Origin of the sequence: Mesorhizobium dulcispinae (assembly GCF_033977345.1) — a bacterium.
Classification (GTDB): Bacteria; Pseudomonadota; Alphaproteobacteria; order Rhizobiales; family Rhizobiaceae; genus Mesorhizobium; species Mesorhizobium dulcispinae.
The window spans coordinates 125,172-143,973 of the sequence record NZ_JAVIIY010000014.1 but is presented as its reverse complement, the minus strand read 5'-3'; the positions used below and the strand labels follow the sequence as shown (position 1 = coordinate 143,973).

20 protein-coding genes and 1 pseudogene are annotated in these 18,802 nt (G+C 65.0%); 7 read left to right on the top strand and 14 right to left on the bottom strand.

Annotated elements, in window-relative coordinates:
• Positions 1 to 133, top strand: a pseudogene (locus tag RFN30_RS25825) (transposase); the annotation flags it as partial.
• A gap of 346 nt (positions 134 to 479) precedes the next feature.
• Here RFN30_RS25825 and RFN30_RS25820 read toward each other — a convergent pair.
• Positions 480 to 1,115, bottom strand: coding sequence for an FMN-dependent NADH-azoreductase (locus RFN30_RS25820; protein WP_320264893.1), 636 nt, complete (start codon positions 1,113 to 1,115; stop codon positions 480 to 482).
• Between the two features lie 131 nt (positions 1,116 to 1,246).
• Here RFN30_RS25820 and RFN30_RS25815 point away from each other — a divergent pair, with 131 nt between their 5' ends.
• Positions 1,247 to 2,107, top strand: coding sequence for a LysR family transcriptional regulator (locus RFN30_RS25815; RefSeq protein ID WP_320264892.1), 861 nt, complete (start codon positions 1,247 to 1,249; stop codon positions 2,105 to 2,107).
• A gap of 97 nt (positions 2,108 to 2,204) precedes the next feature.
• On the opposite strand, the gene RFN30_RS25810 is transcribed toward RFN30_RS25815, so the two are convergent.
• Together RFN30_RS25810 and RFN30_RS25805 are read right to left on the bottom strand one after the other, a co-directional pair.
• On the bottom strand, positions 2,205 to 2,588 hold the full coding sequence (locus RFN30_RS25810; protein WP_320264891.1) for a VOC family protein: 384 nt from the start codon (positions 2,586 to 2,588) through the stop codon (positions 2,205 to 2,207).
• Positions 2,589 to 2,878: 290 nt separating this feature from the next.
• Positions 2,879 to 3,796: a LysR family transcriptional regulator gene (locus RFN30_RS25805; RefSeq protein ID WP_320264890.1), complete on the bottom strand. Its 918-nt coding sequence runs from the start codon at positions 3,794 to 3,796 to the stop codon at positions 2,879 to 2,881.
• A 166-nt stretch (positions 3,797 to 3,962) separates the two neighbouring features.
• On the opposite strand from RFN30_RS25805, the gene RFN30_RS25800 reads away from it, so the two are divergent.
• Positions 3,963 to 4,955, top strand: coding sequence for an NmrA/HSCARG family protein (locus RFN30_RS25800; protein ID WP_320264889.1), 993 nt, complete (start codon positions 3,963 to 3,965; stop codon positions 4,953 to 4,955).
• Between the two features lie 65 nt (positions 4,956 to 5,020).
• On the opposite strand, the gene RFN30_RS25795 is transcribed toward RFN30_RS25800, so the two are convergent.
• The 3 genes from RFN30_RS25795 to RFN30_RS25785 form a co-directional block, all read right to left on the bottom strand.
• Entirely contained in the window at positions 5,021 to 5,734 is a 714-nt protein-coding gene (locus RFN30_RS25795; protein ID WP_320264899.1) for a metallophosphoesterase, read from the bottom strand.
• A 193-nt stretch (positions 5,735 to 5,927) separates the two neighbouring features.
• The gene (locus RFN30_RS25790) at positions 5,928 to 7,007 is read right to left on the bottom strand and encodes an acyltransferase family protein (RefSeq protein WP_320264888.1); all 1,080 of its coding nucleotides are present in this window, start codon (positions 7,005 to 7,007) and stop codon (positions 5,928 to 5,930) included.
• Between the two features lie 130 nt (positions 7,008 to 7,137).
• A complete protein-coding gene (locus tag RFN30_RS25785; RefSeq protein WP_320264887.1) occupies positions 7,138 to 9,045 on the bottom strand; it encodes a propionyl-CoA synthetase in 1,908 nt (635 codons plus the stop codon).
• Positions 9,046 to 9,462: 417 nt separating this feature from the next.
• Here RFN30_RS25785 and RFN30_RS25780 point away from each other — a divergent pair, with 417 nt between their 5' ends.
• The 4 genes from RFN30_RS25780 (at position 9,463) to RFN30_RS25765 (ending at position 11,415) form a co-directional block, all read left to right on the top strand.
• The gene (locus RFN30_RS25780) at positions 9,463 to 9,558 is read left to right on the top strand and encodes a putative RiPP precursor (RefSeq protein ID WP_320264886.1); all 96 of its coding nucleotides are present in this window, start codon (positions 9,463 to 9,465) and stop codon (positions 9,556 to 9,558) included.
• Between the two features lie 149 nt (positions 9,559 to 9,707).
• Positions 9,708 to 9,995, top strand: coding sequence for a PqqD family protein (locus tag RFN30_RS25775; protein WP_320264885.1), 288 nt, complete (start codon positions 9,708 to 9,710; stop codon positions 9,993 to 9,995).
• Positions 9,995 to 10,429, top strand: coding sequence for a lasso peptide biosynthesis B2 protein (locus RFN30_RS25770; RefSeq protein WP_320264884.1), 435 nt, complete (start codon positions 9,995 to 9,997; stop codon positions 10,427 to 10,429). The genes RFN30_RS25775 and RFN30_RS25770 overlap by 1 nt, the downstream gene beginning before the upstream one ends.
• On the top strand, positions 10,426 to 11,415 hold the full coding sequence (locus tag RFN30_RS25765; protein ID WP_320264883.1) for a serine kinase: 990 nt from the start codon (positions 10,426 to 10,428) through the stop codon (positions 11,413 to 11,415). The genes RFN30_RS25770 and RFN30_RS25765 overlap by 4 nt, the downstream gene beginning before the upstream one ends.
• A 176-nt stretch (positions 11,416 to 11,591) precedes the next feature.
• Here RFN30_RS25765 and RFN30_RS25760 read toward each other — a convergent pair whose 3' ends face one another.
• From RFN30_RS25760 to RFN30_RS25725, 8 genes are all read right to left on the bottom strand, one after another.
• Complete coding sequence (locus RFN30_RS25760) at positions 11,592 to 12,617, bottom strand: nucleotidyltransferase family protein (protein WP_320264882.1); 1,026 nt, start codon at positions 12,615 to 12,617, stop codon at positions 11,592 to 11,594.
• A 69-nt stretch (positions 12,618 to 12,686) separates the two neighbouring features.
• Positions 12,687 to 13,673, bottom strand: a complete 987-nt coding sequence (gene dhaK, locus RFN30_RS25755; RefSeq protein WP_320264881.1) for a dihydroxyacetone kinase subunit DhaK — start codon at positions 13,671 to 13,673, stop codon at positions 12,687 to 12,689.
• Positions 13,674 to 13,752: 79 nt separating this feature from the next.
• Positions 13,753 to 14,184 carry a hypothetical protein gene (locus RFN30_RS25750; RefSeq protein WP_320264880.1) on the bottom strand — a complete coding sequence of 144 codons (432 nt, stop codon included), beginning with the start codon at positions 14,182 to 14,184 and terminating at the stop codon, positions 13,753 to 13,755.
• 7 nt (positions 14,185 to 14,191) lie between these two features.
• The gene (ptsP, locus tag RFN30_RS25745; protein WP_320264879.1) at positions 14,192 to 15,766 is read right to left on the bottom strand and encodes a phosphoenolpyruvate--protein phosphotransferase; all 1,575 of its coding nucleotides are present in this window, start codon (positions 15,764 to 15,766) and stop codon (positions 14,192 to 14,194) included.
• A gap of 41 nt (positions 15,767 to 15,807) precedes the next feature.
• Positions 15,808 to 16,110, bottom strand: coding sequence for an HPr family phosphocarrier protein (locus RFN30_RS25740; protein ID WP_320264878.1), 303 nt, complete (start codon positions 16,108 to 16,110; stop codon positions 15,808 to 15,810).
• 19 nt (positions 16,111 to 16,129) lie between these two features.
• Positions 16,130 to 16,519, bottom strand: a complete 390-nt coding sequence (gene dhaM / locus RFN30_RS25735; protein WP_320264877.1) for a dihydroxyacetone kinase phosphoryl donor subunit DhaM — start codon at positions 16,517 to 16,519, stop codon at positions 16,130 to 16,132.
• Entirely contained in the window at positions 16,519 to 17,118 is a 600-nt protein-coding gene (gene dhaL / locus RFN30_RS25730; RefSeq protein WP_320264876.1) for a dihydroxyacetone kinase subunit DhaL, read from the bottom strand. Before dhaL ends, dhaM begins: the two co-directional genes overlap by 1 nt.
• A gap of 10 nt (positions 17,119 to 17,128) precedes the next feature.
• Positions 17,129 to 18,769, bottom strand: coding sequence for a dihydroxyacetone kinase subunit DhaK (locus RFN30_RS25725; RefSeq protein ID WP_320264875.1), 1,641 nt, complete (start codon positions 18,767 to 18,769; stop codon positions 17,129 to 17,131).
• Between the last annotated feature and the right edge of the window lie 33 nt (positions 18,770 to 18,802).

Below are 18,802 nucleotides of genomic sequence, written 5' to 3'. Positions count from 1 at the left end.
GTGGCGACACCTCATCGAGAACTTCTTTTGCAAGCTCAAGGAGTTCAAGCGCATCGCCTTGCGTGCCGACAAAACCGGCAAAAGCTTCGCGGCAATGATCTTTCTCGCCGCTGCCGTCATTAACTCTCGATGAATCCCCACAAGCCTTAGAGCAATTCCAGGAAAAAACAAAGACTTACAGCGCGTCGCCTGAATCCGCTTCAGCGCGACGCGCTTTAGGGTCAAAACCCAATCAGCTTCGCTGCGCCAATAGCCAAGATGGGGTGGACCCTGCCGTTCGATCCAGCTGCCAGAAGGAGCAGGTAGCGCCATGAATTGCCGTCGGGCGTCAAGTCTCCGAACGTCGCGATGGCGCGCGCATAGCAGACGTTCGGTGCGGGTCGGCAAAACCAGCGCCCACCACCGCCGCCGACGGCCCTCCGAAATGCCGGCGACCCGCGCCCCGTCGACGAAATGGGTGTCATCTCGCAGGGCGGCCGTCAGAAGTCTTCGGCCATGGCGCGCGCCTCGCTCGCGGCCGCCCGCCGCGCCTCCGCGTCGGCCTCGAGGCCGAACAAGGTGCGCTCCACAACCACGCCCTGGATGTCGGTCAGGCCGATGAACCGGAGCCACGCCTCCACATAGGGGCGCTGGAAGTCGTAGCGCTCGCCCGGGGTCCAGTTGCTGGTCGGCGCATAGTCCAGGCCGCGCGCGTAGATGACGGCCGCCTTCTTCGCCTTCATCAGACCGCCAAAGCCGGTCTGATCGAACGAGAAGAGGATGTCCTTCTGCGACACCAAGTCAATGTAGTGCTTCAGACGGTAGGGGATCGAGAAGTTCCAGAGCGGGACCGCCATCAGAAGCTTGTCGGCGGCGAGCAGAGGCGCGGCCAGCGCCTCCATTCGCGACCATGCCGTCGCCTGCGCCGGCGTGCGACCATCGCCATAGATGCCGGCGTACTTCGCATTCAGCGCGTCCTCGTCGAGTGGCGGCAGGTCCAGCGACCAGAGGTCGAGAATTTCGATCTCATCCGAGGGGTGTGCCGCGCGATAGGCGTCGATGAAGGCGCGCGCCACCTCGATCGAGGCGGACGCCGCCTTGCGGGGAGAAACTTCCAGATAGAGCAATTTGATCATGGCGATCGATTCCTGCGAGGCGCACAACCGCGCCGGTCACCTCAACCTCCCGCTTCCTGATAAATTTAGCAAACGAGTAATTTCGCTGGCATTCAGCGAGAAGCGTGTTAAATCGAGGACGGTGAGGTCCCATGTTTGAAACCGAGTTACTGCGCGTCTTCATCACCGTCGCCGAGTGCGGCGGGTTCACTCGCGCCTCAGAGGTCCTGCATTCCACCCAGTCGACAGTCAGCGCGCAGATTCGCCGCCTGGAGGATCAGGCGGGCCAAGCGCTCTTCGCTCGAAGCACGCGTTCGGTGCAGCTCACGCCGGCGGGCGACACCTTGCTCGGTTATGCTCGGACGATCTTGCGCATCAACGAGGATGCGCGGCAGCGTCTTTCCGGCGCCGTGCCGGCCGGTCGCATTCGGCTGGGATCGTCGGAGGACTTGACGGGCGCATGGCTCCCCCGCCTCCTGCGACGCTTCGTGACCCAATTCCCGCAAGTGGCGATCGACCTGGAAATCGGGATCGGACCCCGGTTACTGAGGCGACTGGACAAAGGGGAGATCGACGTCATGGTCGCTGGCCGCTGCGCCGGGGACACGGAGGGATGGAGGCTGTGGCGCGAACCGTTGGTTTGGGCCTTCGCGCGCGAGAGCGAGCCGCCCACGCCTCTCCGCCTGGCGTTCTTTCCGGAGCCCTGCCCCTACCGCGAAGCAGCGCTTCGCGCCCTTGGCGGGCAGGGCGAGGCGAACCAGGGCTGGACCATCGCCTGCACCAGCGACAGCCTTGCCGGCGTCCGCGCTGCAGCGGTCGCGGCGATCGCCATTACGCCGTTGCCGCGAAGCCTGGTTGGCCCAGAGCTGCGTATCCTCGGGCCCGAGGCGGCTTCCCTGCCGTCCCTGCCCGACGTGGAATACATTGCAAAGGTCGGCCGCCGGGCGAATACGTCCGCCATCGCCACCCTGATGGAGATGATCCATACGGCGCCGGCGCCGATGGCGGGCTGACTGGATCGCAGGTCCGTTAGACCGCTGCTGTGTCCTGAGGGTCAATCACACCCATCACGTCATCTCCTCGCGGTCTCTTTCGAGGAACGCGTTTCGTTCAGCGTCGAAAGGCGCCGCGCCCCTCGCGCACCTGAAGCAGGTTTCCATCGGGATCCTCAAACCTCGCGGCATAACCCCAAGGGAAGTCTAGCACCTCGGGCGGCTCGAACGTAACGCCGCGCGACTTCAGTGTTTCGAATGCCGTCCGGCAATCTTCCACCTCGATCGTATAAACCGCGGAACCCAGTTCAGCCTTCGCGGGCGAGCCTGGCCACAAAACAAATTCGAAGTCCTGTCCCCGGACGCCGACGGTCAGGAATCGCGGTCCGCTTGGCGTTGGAGCGTCGATTCGCCTCTCGAGGCCGATGACGTTGGTGTAGAAGTCGAGCGCCTTGTCCTGATCGCTCACCAACAGCGCCACGTACGCGACTTTTTTCAGCATGGTGGTCTCCTTTCATGTGCCTTGCTTGCCTCCCGTCACATGACGAGCCAGGGGAGTGATCGTGACAAGTCGGAGCGGATTAAGCGCTCGGCAGTCGAAGGCGACGACCCAAGCCAGCTCAGCGTGATTGTTGCAATGACTGCTGCGAAGCCCAACAAAGCGGACCTTCGCGGTTGGCTGGCCCAAGGGCCGCAACGGGTCGACTTGCGCCGCCCCAGCTCTCCGCGTCAAAATGTCCGAGGAGGGTCCGAACTCGGTCGTTCAAATCGGCAACTGATGGGGTTTTGACTCTAGTCCGGATTGTTACGCGCCTGGGGCGAGGATTGATGCGCGACAAGTGAGACGACGGCTTCGCGAATCCAGCGTTGGCCGATGTGTCCGTGATTGCGCTCATGCCACACCATTCCCACCGCAAAACCTTCAACGGGGAATGGACAGTCCATCACTTCAAGCTGGTCCGCAGAGTCGCGCACCAACCGTTCCGGGACCAGCGCCACGAAGTCCGAGTGAGACACGATCTCCGGGACAAACAGGAACGACGCCGCGGAGAGCACCACGTTACGCTTGTGTCCGACAGCGGCCAAAGCGCTGTCCAACGGCGTCACGAAGCTGCCCCCGTCCAAAGACACGACCACTTGCTCCAGCTCAGCAAATTCAGCGACCGTGATTCCGTCCCGGAGCCGCGGATGCTTCCGGCGGCCGATCAGCACATAGCGTTCATCGAACAGATGGCGCGTGCGAAGACTTGGTGAGGCCGCCTGCGGCGTCATCAGCGCCAAATCCACATCGCCGCGCGCCATCTGCGCTTCCAACTGCGGCACGTCCAGATTGCGGATCGCGACGCGAACACCGGGCGCTCGCGTCCTGAGTTCCACAACGAGCGGCTTGACCACTGCCGCTTGCAGATAGTCCGTGCAGGCGATTGCGAAAGTCAGGTTGGCCTTCGCCGGATCGAAGTTCCTGTGCGAGGCGACCGTGGCGCGAACCTGGTCAAGGGCTTGGCGCAACGGATCGAGCAACTCCATTGCTTTGACCGTCGGCGTCATACCTCGCTGGGCAGGAATTAGCAGCGGGTCATCGAACTCGCGCCGGAGACGGTTCAGCTGGGCGCTTACCGCTGGCTGGCTGAGGCTCAATCGGGCAGCCGCCTTCGTGACGTTCCGCTCGACCAGCAGCGTCTCCAGGGTAACCAACAGATTGAGGTCCAAGCGCTTGGTATCCACCACATGGATAGTAGCCGAAGATTCTTATGATTTCCAATATAGCTCGCACCAGCCGAGGCTTCGTGGTCAAGGCCGCACGTGGGCGCGCCCGAGGCCATGGTGGAGGTCGATCGGGGCTGAAGCGGTTGCGTCCTCAACCAGGATGACCAGCATGAGCCAAGTCGATACTTCCAAACCTCTGATCAGCGTCGTTGGTGCCTCGAGCAAGCAAGGCCGCAGCGTCGCCAATTCCCTGCTCGACAGCGGCCGCTACCGCGTACGCGCCCTGACGCGGCGCCTCGACAGCCAACCCGCGCAGGCCTTGGCGAAGAAGGGTGCCGAAGTCGTGGTGACGCCTCTTGAACTCGGCAGGCAAGCCGAGCTAACCGAAGCAATGAAAGGCTCGGCAGGGGCGTTCTTGATGACTCCGCCCATCGTCAAGGTGCCGCCGGCGGAACCCGAACTTAGTCTGGGCAAGGAGTTGGCCGATGCGGCGAAGGCCGCTGGCGTCGAGCACGTGGTGTTCAGCGGACTCGAAAATGTCGAAGCCATCACCGGCGGCACCAAGTGGGCGCCGCATTTCACGGACAAGGCAAAGGTGGAGGATTACATTCGCAGCTTGCCCGTCCGCAGCTCGTTTGTGTATCTGGCGTTCTACTACACCAACTTTCTGGAATATTACGTGCCGCAGGGCGGGGAGGACGGCATAACGTTCGCCATATACTTGCCGCCGGACATCCCCATGCCGTTCTGTGATCCGCTCACTGCCGCCGGCCCGGCGGTGCGCGAGATCTTTGACCACCCGGCGCGATACACCGGCGAAGTCCTGCCTGTGATCGGCGAGTTTATCTCGGCGCAACAAATGGTGGACACGTTTGTGCGGGTCACCGGAAAGCGCGCGCGCTACGCCTCTGCCTATTCGCGTGAAGACTTGTTACGCCATTTTCCGAGCTTCGCCGGCAACGAGCATCTCGTGCGCGAGTTGGTGGGTATGGTCGAATACGCCGTCGAATATGGCTACTACGCCCCTGGGCGCGATCTGACCTGGAGTCGGAAAATAGATCCCGACGCTGTGACTTGGGAACAATTCCTCAAGCGCAGCAAATGGCAAGGCGACCTGCTGTCCTTTGGCGCCGCCGCAGATGCCGAGCTTGCGCCGACGTGAGGGCGGCGAAACTGAGCTTTGCGCCATGGCGGCGTTTTCCTGGAACGGCTCCGGGGAACTCTGTCTCAATCCCTGGATGACAGCAGCCGCCCGTATTTGCCGACGATTCTGAGGGCGGTCAGCCGGCCGCTCTGGAAGGCGCCCGTGTCGATGCCGAGCCGGCGTCCGTCGAGCGTTGGAACGTCCACGATCGTATGCCCATGCACGACCCAGCGGTCGAGGCGATGCGCCGCCGCCAGGAAATCTGACCGGATGTTCAGCAGATCGGCCTCGTCCTGCTCCTCGAGCGCGATCCCGGGCCGGATGCCGGCATGCACGAACACGAACTCATCTGAGCAGACCATCACCGGCAGCGTGCGCAGGAAGCCGATATGGCCGGCGGGAATCGTCTCGCGGATGCGCTCGTCGACCTCTTCGCTCGAAGCGTAGAGATTGGCGAGATGCGCCGGATCGACGCCATAGGAATAGAGGGTCTCCCGTCCGCCGACCGCGAGCCATGGCTCCAGCGACAGGTAGCCGTCGAGATAGGCGAGCATCGCCACTTCGTGGTTTCCGGCCAGACAGACGCGCAGGAAGCCTTTTGGCAGCGGCGCCATCAGATGCTCGAGCACGCGGCGCGAATTGGGCCCGCGGTCGATATAGTCGCCAAGCATGATGATGATCTTGCGGCCACGGAATCGCTGCGCGTCGAGCAGGATCTTCTGTTCGAGCGCGCGCAGCTCGTCATAGCAGCCATGCACGTCGCCGATCGCGTAGACCACCGTGTCGCGCATATCCATCACCAGCCGTTCGCGCGGCAAGGGTCGGGGTCGTCTCGATCGCTGGAACAGGCTCACGGATTGCGGCTCGGTATTCAAATTTAGATCGTGCCACGGATCGTGGACTAAGCCTCGATATCACGCCGAACGCAAACAATTCCACACCGGCCGGCGATGCATTTGCCGACGCGAGGACCGGGCGCTGTTGCGGACTTCAGGCCGCTTTCAGCCGGTAGCGGAAGAGCGTGTGGTCGAGAAGCAGGCGGATGCGCGGCTCGGCCTCGGCCGCCACCAGCCAGCTTGCCGCGATCATGGCCGCGCCGACGATCGGGATCGAGACGAGGTAGGGTACGCCCGCTCGGATCAGGGCGCCGAGCATCGCTGCGCCGACGACGTCGTGGATGAGGTAGAGCGGATAGGTCATCAGCCCGATCCGGCGCCAGCCGCCCCAGGAAAGATCGAGGCGCAGCGACCAAGCCATCAGCGCCACCGCGGCCAGGAAGACGATGATCGGCGGCGCGTAGGGCATCGCCGCCTCCACCTTGATGCTGTGCACGTCGACCGAGCTGACGATCTGCAAAACCCCGCCGGCAAGGAACAGGGCGCAGAAGCCGAGGCGCGGAACGGTCACCGCCTTGAAGCGCATCAGCCAGAGCAACACGCCGACGGCGAAGAAAGCGCCGTGATGCACAAGCGTGAGCTGCAGCCATCGTGTCTCGGCGAGATCGGTCCAGCCGAAGGCGAAATAAAGGCACCAGAACAGTGTGCTGACGAGGCCGATGACGACGGCAACGGCTTCCATCAGGTTGAATCGGCCAAGCCTGAGCAGAATCCAGACGATGGCGTAGAAGGCGATCTCGATGCCGAGCGTCCAGTAGACGCTGTCGACCCATGGCTCGAACGGCACGAACAGCGCCGTGCGGGCAAGCCGCACCACGGCGTCCGTAGGCCAGGAGAGGCCGACGAGCAGCAACACGATCGCCGAGACCGGCGCGCAGACCCAGACGGCCGGCGCCAACCGCCTGACGCGCGCTTCGAAGAACTTGAGCGGCGTCGAATTCTCGGCGCTGAAGGCGATGACGAAGCCGCTGATGACGAAGAACACCTGCACGCCGACCCAGCCGGAGCCGACGAAGGCCATCTCGGGATGGGCTGGGATGCCGCCGGTCGAGCGCGCCGAGACGCCGTCGGGAAATGCCCATACCCAGAAGCCATAGTGATAGAACATCACCATGACGGCGGCGAGGAAACGCAATATGTCGACGCCGCCGAAAGTCGTCTTGTGCTGAGCCATGCCTTGCCTTGAGAATGGCCCCCCAGGCACTTTACGGGCTGTTGCTGCATTGCACAACAGTCTATTGCGGTGCAGGACGAATTCGTGCAAGCGCCTGACGTTGCGCTCCGCCCTCGACGCTGTGAGGCGGCTAGATTCCGATGCCGCGGCTCTTCAGTGCCGTCGTGATCTCATCGAGGATCACGGGGTCGTCGATGGTCGCCGGCACGGTCCATTCCTCTTTGTCGGCGATCTTCTGCATCGTGCCGCGCAGGATCTTGCCGGAGCGCGTCTTGGGCAGGCGCTTGATCGTCACCACCGTCTTGAAGGCGGCGACGGGACCGATCCGCTCGCGCACCAGCCCCACCACCTCGCTTTCGATGGCGCCGATATCGCGCGACACACCGGCATTGAGCACGACGAAGCCGAGCGGCACCTGGCCCTTCATCGCGTCGGCGATGCCGATGACGGCGCATTCGGCGACGTCCGGATGCGCGGCCAGCACCTCCTCCATAGCGCCGGTCGAGAGACGGTGGCCGGCGACGTTGATGATGTCGTCGGTGCGGGCCATGACATAGAGATAGCCCTCCCCGTCCATCATGCCGGCGTCGGCCGTCTTGTAGAAACCGGGGAACTCCTCGAGATAGGCTTGTATGAAGCGGGCGTCGGCATTCCAGAGCGTCGGCAGGCAGCCCGCCGGCAACGGCAGCTTGACCACCACATTGCCGAGCGTGCCGCGCGGCACCTCATGGCCGGCATCGTCGAGAATGCGAATGTCGTAGCCCGGCATCGGCACGCCCGGCGAGCCGTACTTCACGGGCAAAAGCCCGAGCCCGGCCGGGTTGATGGTCATCGGCGAGCCGGTCTCCGTCTGCCACCAATGGTCGATCACCGGACGGTCGAGCTTCTGCTCCGCCCATTTGATGGTTTCGGGGTCGGCGCGCTCGCCGGCAAGGAACAGGGTGCGGAATTTCGACAGGTCGTATTTCGCCACGAACTCGCCGCGCGGATCCTGCCCCTTGATGGCGCGGAAGGCGGTCGGCGCCGTGAACAGCGCCACCACGCCGTGCTCCGAGATCACCCGCCAGTAAGTGCCGGCGTCCGGCGTGCCGATCGGCTTGCCTTCGAAAAGCACGCTGGTGCAGCCATGCAACAGCGGTCCGTAGACGATGTAGGAATGGCCGACCACCCAGCCGACATCGGAGGCCGCCCAGAACACTTCGCCCGGCTTGACGCCGAACTCGTTGTCCATCGTCCATTTCAGCGCGACCATATGGCCGCCATTGTCGCGCACGATGCCCTTCGGCTGCCCGGTCGTGCCGGAAGTGTAGATGATGTAGAGCGGATCGGTGGCCAGAACCGGCACGCAGTCGACATTGGCCCCTGCCGCGCGCTCGCGGGCCACCGCGTCGGCATAGTCGAAGTCGTAATTGTCCTTCATCTCGCAGCGCAGTTGCTCGCGCTGCAGGATCAGGCAGGCGTCGGGCTTGTGCCTAGACATCTCGATCGCCCTGTCGAGCAGCGGCTTGTAGGCGACGATGCGTCCCGGCTCCAGGCCGCAGGAGGCGGTGATGATCAGCTTCGGCTTGGCGTCGTCGATGCGGGTGGCGAGCTCATGCGAGGCGAAGCCGCCGAACACCACCGAATGCACGGCGCCGATGCGGGCCGAGGCGAGCATGGCGATGGCCGCTTCCGCCACCATAGGCATGTAGATGATGACGCGGTCGCCCTTGCTGATGCCGCGGTTCTTGAGCACGGAGGCGAGCGCGACAACCTCGCGCTTCAATTCGGCATAGGTGAATTTCCGGATCGTGCCGGTGATCGCGCTGTCGTGGATCAGCGCCAGCTGGTCGGCGCGCCCGCCCGCCACATGGCGGTCGATGGCGTTGAAGCAGGTGTTGCAGGTGGCGCCGGTGAACCAGTGGCCATAGACGCCCGCCGTCGGATCGAAGACGCTTTCGGCCGGCGAATACCAGTCTATGGCCTTGGCCGCCTCGGCCCAGAACCCTACGGGGTCGCGTTTCCAGCCCACATAGACTTCGTGGTAGCGTGAGGCCATCGACTTTCCTCCCCAGGAACATTTCATCGTCTGGCCATAGCCTAAGCCGCTTCTCGAGGCCATGTCTCCCTGCATTTTGGTCGACGTCGCTTGGCAAATTTCTCCGGGCGGCGCCTCCGCTTGGAGCGCCGTTCTGCCGGTGGCTGGTTGAAAGCCGGCTTAGAGCGGCAGTGCCGCCAGCATCAGCCCGACGCCGCCGGCGATCAGAATGGCGGCCGCCAATGCCTTGCGATGGCGTTCGAAAGCCGTCGGAGCCCTATCCCAATTGTAACGCATACGGGCCACTCCCCGAAAACCCCGGCGGACTCTTAGCTTACTTAGGGGAAGGAAGGCAACCCTGACGGGAATCGCCGGGTTGACAGGAAGCACAACCGACCGTCATCCTTCCGCCGTGGACTTTTTCTCGGGGGATTTTCGATGAAAAGAGCTTACGAAAAGCCGGTGCTGGTCAAGCGCGAGAAGCTGTCGAGCGTCGTGGCCGGCCCAAGCGGCCCGATCGGTCCGGCGGGCTGACACCCGACGGTCTACCCGGCCTGAGGGCGGGTATTCTACGCGGCGCTTGTGAGAAGTATGCAATCGCCCATGCCTTGCGGGCCCGTCATCAGGCGATGGACAGCGCCCTTACGTCGCGCTAATTGCACTTCGGCAAAGGGAGCGGGCGCATGGTCGAAATCGCCTCTGAGACGGTTCTGCGGATGGCGGAAGACGCCTCCGTGCAGCATGTCGGCGACGGCGCCGTCGTGCTTCTGGCGCGCAGCGGCCAGCTCTACACCTGCAACGGCACCACCGAAGCCTTCCTCGACAAGGTCGACGGCGCGCGCAGCCTCGACCAGATCGTCGACCTGCTATCGGACGAATTCGAAGTCGACAAGGCCACACTCGATGCGGATATCGCCGCGCTTGCCGCAGAGCTGGTGGTCGAAGGCATCCTTGCCGACCCGGACGCGTAATGGCCGACGGACCGTTCCTGCGCACCCTGTTCCGCATCCATCTGTGGCTCAGCGCCCGCGTGCTGCCGGTACTGGTCGCCCGGCGCGATTTCGAAAGCGTGCTGAAGTTGGCGCCGCTGCAATTGTCCACACCCTATCGCGGCCTGCCATGGAGCTACATCGTCGCCCGCGTCAACCGAACGGTCCGGCGCCCCTGGGTGATGCGCGACCGCAGATGCCTGAGGGAGGGGCTGCTTGGTTTCCGCTTCCTGCGCATGGCGGGTTTCGACCCCGACCTCCACTTCGGTGTCGACGCCAAGTCGATGCACGAGCCACGCTTGTCGGCACATTGCTGGGTCTGCCTCGACGGCAAGCCGGTGGTCAGCGACAGCCTTCCGGACATGGTTGAAATCTACCGCCATCCCGGCGGCAGCGTGAAGGCGCGCGCCGCTTGACCGGTGCGGCAGCCACCTTCTGCTACGACCTCAACGGCCAGGTCATCGGCATATCGGCGGAGCGCGCCGAGCTCTGGCCGAACTTCGACCTGATGCTCGGCACCTTGCGCTTCAATGAAGCGGTCGAACCCGGTTTTCGCATCGACATCCTCGAAACGTCGGCGCTGTCCGAGAACCCGGACGGCAACCTTGCCTTCGATGGCGAAGTGCCTCTGGACGGCCATTGCCGCATCATCGACGCCGGAGACGTCGTCCATCTGGTCTTTCCCGGCCTCCAGACGGCCTCGATCCATGCAGATGCGGGCTGGGCCGAAATCCGCGTTCATCCCGGCAGCAAGGTCAAATGGACGCTGCTGATGATGGTGCTGGATGCCGCGCTTGATGCCGGCGGCCAGCACATGCTCCATACCGCCGGGCTCACGCTGCCTGACCGCGACGCGCTGGTGCTCATCCATGCGCCGAGCGGCACCGGCAAGTCGACGACGTCAATGGCGCTGGCATCGCAGGGTTTCGGCCTTTGCTCGGACGATGTCATGATCCTCAGTGCGACACCTGATGGTACCTTGGCCTGGGGCATGCCGCGGAAAGTGAAGATCCATCGCAACACCGCGGCGATGCTGCCGTTCCTCTCTCCCTGCCTTGGCGAGAGATGGGACGCCGAGGGCGAGCAGGCCGTCCCGCTGGAGCGGCTCGGCGAGATCATCCGCGTCGAGGATGTTCGTGCCAGGCCTCTCGCGGCGCTCCTGCATCTGGCGCGCTCGGCCGACGGCCAGACCCGGCTCGCGCCTTTGGCCAGGACCGATGCGATGGTAGCGCTAGCCACCGACAATGTTAGGACCGGCATGACCGGCCTCTTGCCGATGCAGAAACGGCGCATGGCGTCGATCGCCGCGCTGGTCAAGGCAGTCCCGACCTTCACCCTGGAAGTCGGCTCAAGCCCGGCAGACGCAGCGGTGCTGATCCGCGCGACGCTGGATCGGGCCTAGACCGATATCTCATTTCTATCGAAGGATGCCGCAGAGCCCGTTTCGAAACTCGCTCCTGCGAGTCATATGAAGGTGTTTTCGAGTACCGGAGCGGAGCGTACGTTTGAGTACGTGAGCACCGGAAGCGCAGAAAACGCCCTCAGATGGCCGCAGGAGTAGAGTTTCCAAGCGGGCTCTCAGGCCGGATAGGGTCGCGGCCGGGCAAGCCGCTGGACCCAGCGGAAGGCATCGCGGCTGAGACGCGAGCGCATCTTGTCCCGCGAATTGACCCTAAGCAGCATGTTGCCGGTGATCAGCCATTTGGCGAGCCGTATCGACAGATCGGGCTTGATGCGGTTGGCAAGCGCGATCGCGCGTGGTTCGTCGAACAGGCGTCCGGTCACGTTGAGAACGGTCGCCAGCTCGAGCTCGATCCCGGTCATGCGCGCGGCCTCGAGCAGGCGCGCTTCCGCTTCGGGCAACTGCAGCGCGCGCACCCCCTGCAGCACGTCGACGCAGAGCTGCAGCCGGTGGAACTTGTGGCCGCCGGCCGCGTGAACGATGGCGATGGTGAGCAGCGACGCCGGCGTATCGGTCTCGCCGCCGTCGATGGCCTGCAGCTCACGAAAGCCGAGCGACAGCCGCCGCCGCATGCCGGTGTCATGCACCAGGTTGCCGTGCAGCTCGACCAGCAGGCTGGAGTTCTCCTTCTCCAGCCACTTGAATTCCTGCAGCTCATGCGATTCCGCCTCGCCGCTGGTAAGCTTGAAGCCGCAGCCGGCGATCACGTTGTTGGCCTCGCCGATGCTGGCGGGGTCGACGAGGATGTCGATGTCGGTGAACGGCCGGTCGGCGGCATGGCGGTAGAGCTTGCGCGCGAAGACCGGACCCTTGACGATGCGGGCGGAAATGCCTTTCGCCGCTAACGCCTTCATGATGCGGTCGCCGTGATATTGCAGCAGCATCGACTGCCCGGTCGCCAGCGTCGCCTGGTCGCGCAATTCCGAGAGCTTCTGCCGCAAGGCGGCGTCGTTCGGCAGGTTGGCGTCGCCGCGTTCGCGGAGCTTGCGCAGCATGATCGGCAGCACGCCGTGGAATTCGGCATTGGCCAGCAGCGCCATCAGGCCGCCCGCTGATACGTCGTTGCCCCAGTCGGCCGGGGCCTCGGGGTCGGCAAGCTTGATCAGCAGTTTTTCCTGGGCAGGCGAAAGCTCGGGTAGCATCGGGATCGGCAAACAGCAGGAGCGTTCTGCGCATGCTTGCCAGAAAACCGATGGCGAAGCCAGCGACGCCTACATCCCCCAGCGCAGCGCTGCCGTGTGCACCGGCGCGTCCCACAGCGCCGTCATCTCGTCGTCGAGCATCGTCAGCGTGATCGAGCAGCCGGCCATGTCGAGCGAGGTGACATAGGAGCCCACCAGCGAGCGTGTCACTGTCACCCCGCTCTTCTCGAAGATTCTGCGGGCGCTGTTGTACATCAAATAGAGTTCCATCGACGGCGTTGCGCCAAAGCCGTTGACGAAGAGCAGCGCCGGTCCCTTGGCGCGTTTGCCGAGGTCGCCGACGATGGCTGCGCAGATCTCCTCGGCAATGGCGTCGGCGCTCTTCAGCGCATCGCGCCGCCTGCCGGGCTCGCCATGGATGCCGACGCCGAACTCCATCTCGTCGTCGCCGATCTCGAAGGTTGGCCTGCCCGCCGCCGGCACGGTGCAACTGGTCAGCGCTACGCCCATCGAGCGCGTCGCGGCGTTGACGCGATCGCCAAGTGCCTTGAGCTCCGGCAGCGCCATGCCTTGCTCGGCGGCGGCACCGACGATCTTTTCCACCACCAGCGTGCCGGCGACGCCCCGCCGCCCGGTCGTGTAGGACGAGTTCTCGACCGCGACATCGTCATTGGTCACCACCTGCAACACGCCCTCCGACATTTCGGCGGCCATGTCGAAATTCATCACGTCGCCTTCGTAGTTCTTGACGATGAACAGGCAGCCGGCGCCGGTGTCGACGGCCTGCGCGGCCGCCAGCATCTGGTCCGGCGTCGGCGAGGTGAAGACCTGGCCCGGGCAGGCGGCGTCCAGCATGCCGTGGCCGACCAGCCCGCCATGCAGCGGCTCGTGACCGGAGCCGCCGCCCGAGATCAGCGCCACTTTGCCCGGCTTGAGCTCCCTGCGGCGGACGAATTTATGCTCGTCGCCGAGCACAAGAATGTCGGAATGCGCGGCGACGAAGCCATCGAGGCTTTCGGTCAGGACCGTGTCCACCGAATTCAAGAACTTCTTCATGGCCGTCCTCCCGAATAGCCTTGGATTCCGTATGCGCAATTCCAGGAAAACCGCCACGCACTTTTCCCGGAATGCTTTGTCAGCCGCCGCCTTTGCCGGCGATGCTGGTTATCTTCTGGATGAATTCGTTGATCGCCCGGTCGAGCGCGGCATTCTGCTTGTCATCGCCGAAATCCGGCACGATGAGCGAGACGTGGCGTGTCTTGCGCGGGCCCGACGCCGCCGACATCTTGCCGGGATGGGCCTGGTGATAGGCAACGAGGAACTGATCGCGCTCGGCCGGGCTGAAGTGGCAGACGGTGAAGATAGCCGGCAAATGCTTCGACGGAATGGGGATCGAATAGGCCGGGCTGGAGATCTGCGTGACGAAGCTGCGGTGCTTGCCGAGCGCATCGGCAAGCCGCTGGCGCATGCCGGAAGGTCGCTGGTCGATGACCTGCGACAGGATCGTCTTGTAGGCGCGGATCGCGTCTTCCGCGCCGGCTTCCTGTATCTTGGCGGTTTTGGCCATGCCGCGCTTACACCGAAACGTCCGCGATGGCCGCCTTGGCCATGGCAAGTTGCGCCGGGGCGACCGAAAGATCGCGCAGGCCGGCCTCGAGCAGCGCCGGGATGACGGCGGGATCGCCGCCGGCATCGCCACACAGGCTGACCGGAATGCCATGCTGCTGTCCAAAGACCGCGACCGCAGTGATCAGGCGCAGCACCGCAGGGTGACGGACGGAATTCAGCGACACCACGGCCGCATTGTCGCGCGCGGCCGCCATCACATATTGGGTCAAGTCGTTGGAGCCGATCGAGAAGAAGGCGACGTTGGCGAAGGCTTCCGGCGCGATCGCTACCGACGGCACCTCGACCATGATGCCGAGCGGCGGCAGCTTATGCGCAACTCCGCGCGCGGCAAGCGCCGTCTGCTCTTCGGCGAACAGCGCGGCGGCCTGGGCATACTCTTCGGCGGTGGCGATCATCGGAAACATCACCTTCAGATTGACGTGTACGGCGGCGCGCAGCAATGCCCGGATTTGCACCCGGAAGATGTCGCGCCGCGCCAGCGACAGCCTGATGCCGCGCAGGCCGAGAAACGGGTTGGTTTCCTCGACGGTGAAGCCAGGAACCGGCTTGTCGCCGCCGGCGTCGACGGTGCGGATGGTCACCGGCTTGTCGCCCGCCCATTCCAGCACCTTGCGGTAAGCTTGGTATTGCGTCTCCTCGTTGGGCAGGGTCTTGCCGAACAGGAATTCCGTCCGCATCAGGCCGACACCGTCGCAGGTCCCGATATCGATGCCGTCGACATCGGAAGGGTAGGCGATATTGACCTGCACGCGCACGGGAGTGCCGGCCTTGGTTGCCGCGGGCTGGGCGAGAAAAGTCTGCGCTTGGCCTTGGCGCGCCGCGAACGAGGAGGATGACCGCCGGAACGCCTCGATCTCCGCCGGCGAGGGCGAGAGCACGATGCCGCCATGCTCGGCGTCGAGCAGCGCGTTCCCAGTGGACTTGTCCGCCAAAGCGCCAAGCCCCACCACCATCGGCACGCCGCGTGAGCGCGCCAGCATGGCGACATGGCTGGCCGAACTGCCGGCCTTGAGCGCGATGCCGCCGCCGCTGCTCCAGTCGGTTTCGAGGAAGCGCGTCGGCGCGATGTCCGTGCCGTAGAGGATGGCGCCGGCGGGTGCCGCCATGTCGGCGTCCTCGCTCAGCGCCCGCAGCACCTGGTCGCGGATGTCGTGCAGGTCGGCGGCACGCGCGCGGAAATAGTCCTGGTCGGATGCCTCGTAGCCGGCGATCTCGGCATCCAGCGCTTGCCGCCAGGCGGTGTCGGCGGGCTCCCCGGACCCGATCGATGCGATGGCCGGGCCGCTCAGCGCGTCGTCCTCCAGCATGGCGATGTGGAATTCGAGAATGCCGGCGGCATCGCCGTCGGCGGTTTCGACAAGCGAGGTCAGCCGGCTCACCGCCTTGCCGATCGCCGCCTTCAGCGCTGCTTTCTCCTCCGCCGCACTCGCCTTGGCCTCATAGGCGGCCGGCGGCCGGTCGAGGTCGAACAGCGGCCCTTCGGCATAGCCTGGAGAGGCTGGAATGCCCTCAAGCCGCATGGCCCGCAGTCCTTGCGGATGGCGAATACGATTTGCCCGTCTCAAGCGGACCGGGCATGGTCCCTGTCCTCGTCGAAATCACGCTGCACCAGACCGACCAGCGCGCCGACCGCTTCGTGGGCGCCGTCGCCGCGCGCCCTGATGTGCAGCAAGGTCCCTTTCGGCGCCTTGGCCGCCATCACCTTGACGATGCTCTTGGCGTCGAACCAGGGGCCGTTGGCGGCAACGGCCACTTCCACCTCGGCCGAGAACGACTTAGCGAGCTTGGTGAACTTCACCGAAGGGCGCGCATGCAGACCCACCTCGTGGGTGATCAGTACCGTGGCTTCGGCGGATGCGGACATTCAGTCGGTTCCCGTTCACTCACGACGGCGACAATTCGTGCGCCGTCGCCACCACTTCCTTGAGCGAGGCGCCGCCGGAGGCTTCCGTCGCCGCCATCACCGCGCCTTCGACGATCGGGGCGTTGCAGACGACGATCTTGTGCGAGCGCGGCTCGCCGATCATCTCGACCGCCATCTCGCTGTTGGTCTCGGCGCCGCCCAGATCGACCAGGATGGCGACGCCGGCTTCCGACCAGGCCTTGTCGATCGCGCCCATGATCGCCTCGACGCTGGTGCCGAGCCCGCCATGGCCGTTTCCGCCGCACCAGGCAAGCGGCACTTCGTTGCCCACCATCTGGCGCACCATGTCTGCCGTGCCCTCGGCGACCAGCGGCGAATGCGATACGATGACGATGCCGACATTGCTCATCAAGAACCCTCGATCGCTTCAGCGATTGCGCGCACCAAGAGCGCGGTCGAGCGCGCCCCGGCATCCATGTGCCCGATTGAGCGCTCCCCCAGGAAAGAGGCGCGCCCGCGCAGGGCCTTCATCGGCACGGTTGCGTCTGCCGCGTGATCGGCGGCGTCGGCGATTTCGCTGGCCGTCTTGCCTTGCGCCAGCGCCTCATACACCGGTTGCAGCACGTCGAGCATGGTTTTTTGTCCCGGCTGCGATTTGCCGCGCGCCGAAACCGCCTCGATCGCCTTGCCGAGCGCCGCCGTCAGCGCGGCGCGGTCCGGTGCCGGGGACAATTCCTTGCCAAGCGCCATGAACAGCGTGCCGAACAGCGGACCGGAGGCACCGCCGACGGTCATCACCAGCTTGGTGCCCACAGCCTTCAGCGCGTCCGGCAGCGGTTTTGCCGCGATTGCGTCCTTTTCGGCGCGCACGGCTTCGAAGCCGCGCTTCATGTTCAGCCCGTGGTCGCCGTCGCCGATCGCCTGGTCGAGCGCGGTCAACTCGTCGGCATGCGCCGCGATCGTATCCGCCGTCGCCGCGATCAATCTGGAGAAATCGGATGCGGCCATCGCCTGTCCTTCAAGCCGGGGCGAACATGGCCGCGGCGGCCGCAAACGCTTCTGCCACCGCAAAGGCGCCCGGATCCGCTATGTCAAGCTGGCGGCCGATATAGGCCGAACGGCCGGCCTTCGCCTTCTGCATCGCGGCGGTCGCCTCCGCGCCGTGCCGGGCAGCTCTGGCCGCAACTTCCAGCCCGCCCGCGTCGAGCGCCTTCAGCGCCGGCTCCAGCGCATCGACCATGGTGCGGTCGCCGACCTTGGCGCCGCCGTAGAAGGTCATCCGGTCGAGGCCGGCGAGCAGCGCTTTGCTGAGCGATGCACCGCCATTGAGCGCCTGCGCCGCGGCGGTGAAGAAGATCGACAAAAGCACGCCGCTCGAGCCACCCATCGAGGTGCCCAGCGTGTCGCCGATTGCGGCAAGCGTTGCCGCCCGATCGGCAAGCGGCAGCGTGTCGAGGCGGTCGAGCACGCTGCGCGCGCCGGTCGCCACCGTCGATCCGGTGTCGCCGTCCCCGGCCTTGGCGTCGAGAGTGTTGAGAGGCTCTTCGAGCGCGATCAGCTTCTCGCAAACCGCAATGATCAGCCGCTCGGCGCCGGCGTCGCGGCTGGCCGCTTTGGCGGCGCCACCAATGGCAGGCCTGGCCACTGCCACCACGACCGGCTGGCGAACCGGCTTCGCCGGCATCCAGGCATGCGGACCGACCGGCGCCAGCAGCGCCGCCTCGCGGTGGGCATCTAGCCTGATCAGCGACAGCGAGAAACCGTTCATGTTGAGCGCGGTCATCAGATGCCCGGGACCGATGGTAAGCGTCACCGCCTTGGCCAGCGGCGAAGACAGCACGGCATTGGCGATGAGCGACATCTCCAGCGGCGGCACCGACCCCAGATTGTTGATTAGGAGCGCATAGCGGCTGCCGGCATCGAGCCGCGCGGCGAGGCGCTCGGCCATGATGGCGACCAGCTTGCCGGCACTCTGCAACGCGATGCGCTCGACGCCCGGCTCGCCATGGATGCCGAGACCGAGCTCGCCGTCATCGGCGCCGAAGCGATCTTCATGGGCCTGACCCGGGATCGAGCAGGAGGAGAGCGAGATGCCGAGCGAAACAATGTCCTTCGCCGCCGCGCGCGCCGCTGTTGCGACCGATGCCAGGTCACGCCCGGTTTCGGAGAGGTGGCCGGCGATCTTGTGCACGAACAGCGTGCCGGCGACGCCGCGCGGCTGCGCGATGTCGGGAAGGGCAATGTCGTCGGCGACGATCACCATTTCGACTGCAAAACCCTCCGCGCGCGCCTTCTCTGCGGCGAGACCGAAGTTGAGGCGATCGCCGGTGTAGTTCTTGACGATCAAAAGGCAGCCGGCCGGCCCGGTCGTCGCGCGGATCGCCGCCAGCACCGCTTCGACGCTCGGCGAAGCAAAAATCTCGCCGGAGACGGCTGCCGTCAGCATGCCGGCGCCGACGAAGCCGGCATGCGAAGGCTCATGCCCGGCGCCGCCGCCGGAAACGACAGCGACCTTCGTCTTGTCCCAGTCGGCGCGCAGCACGACCTTGATTTCGGGATAGCCGTCGAGACGTGCCAGCGTTCCTGAGCCTGCCGTGGCCAAGAAGCCATCCAGCGCTTCGGTGACGATCGCGTCCTTGCGGTTGAAAAAGTGCTTCATGGATTTCGTCCAGTCCGTATCTGCTGTCGTCAA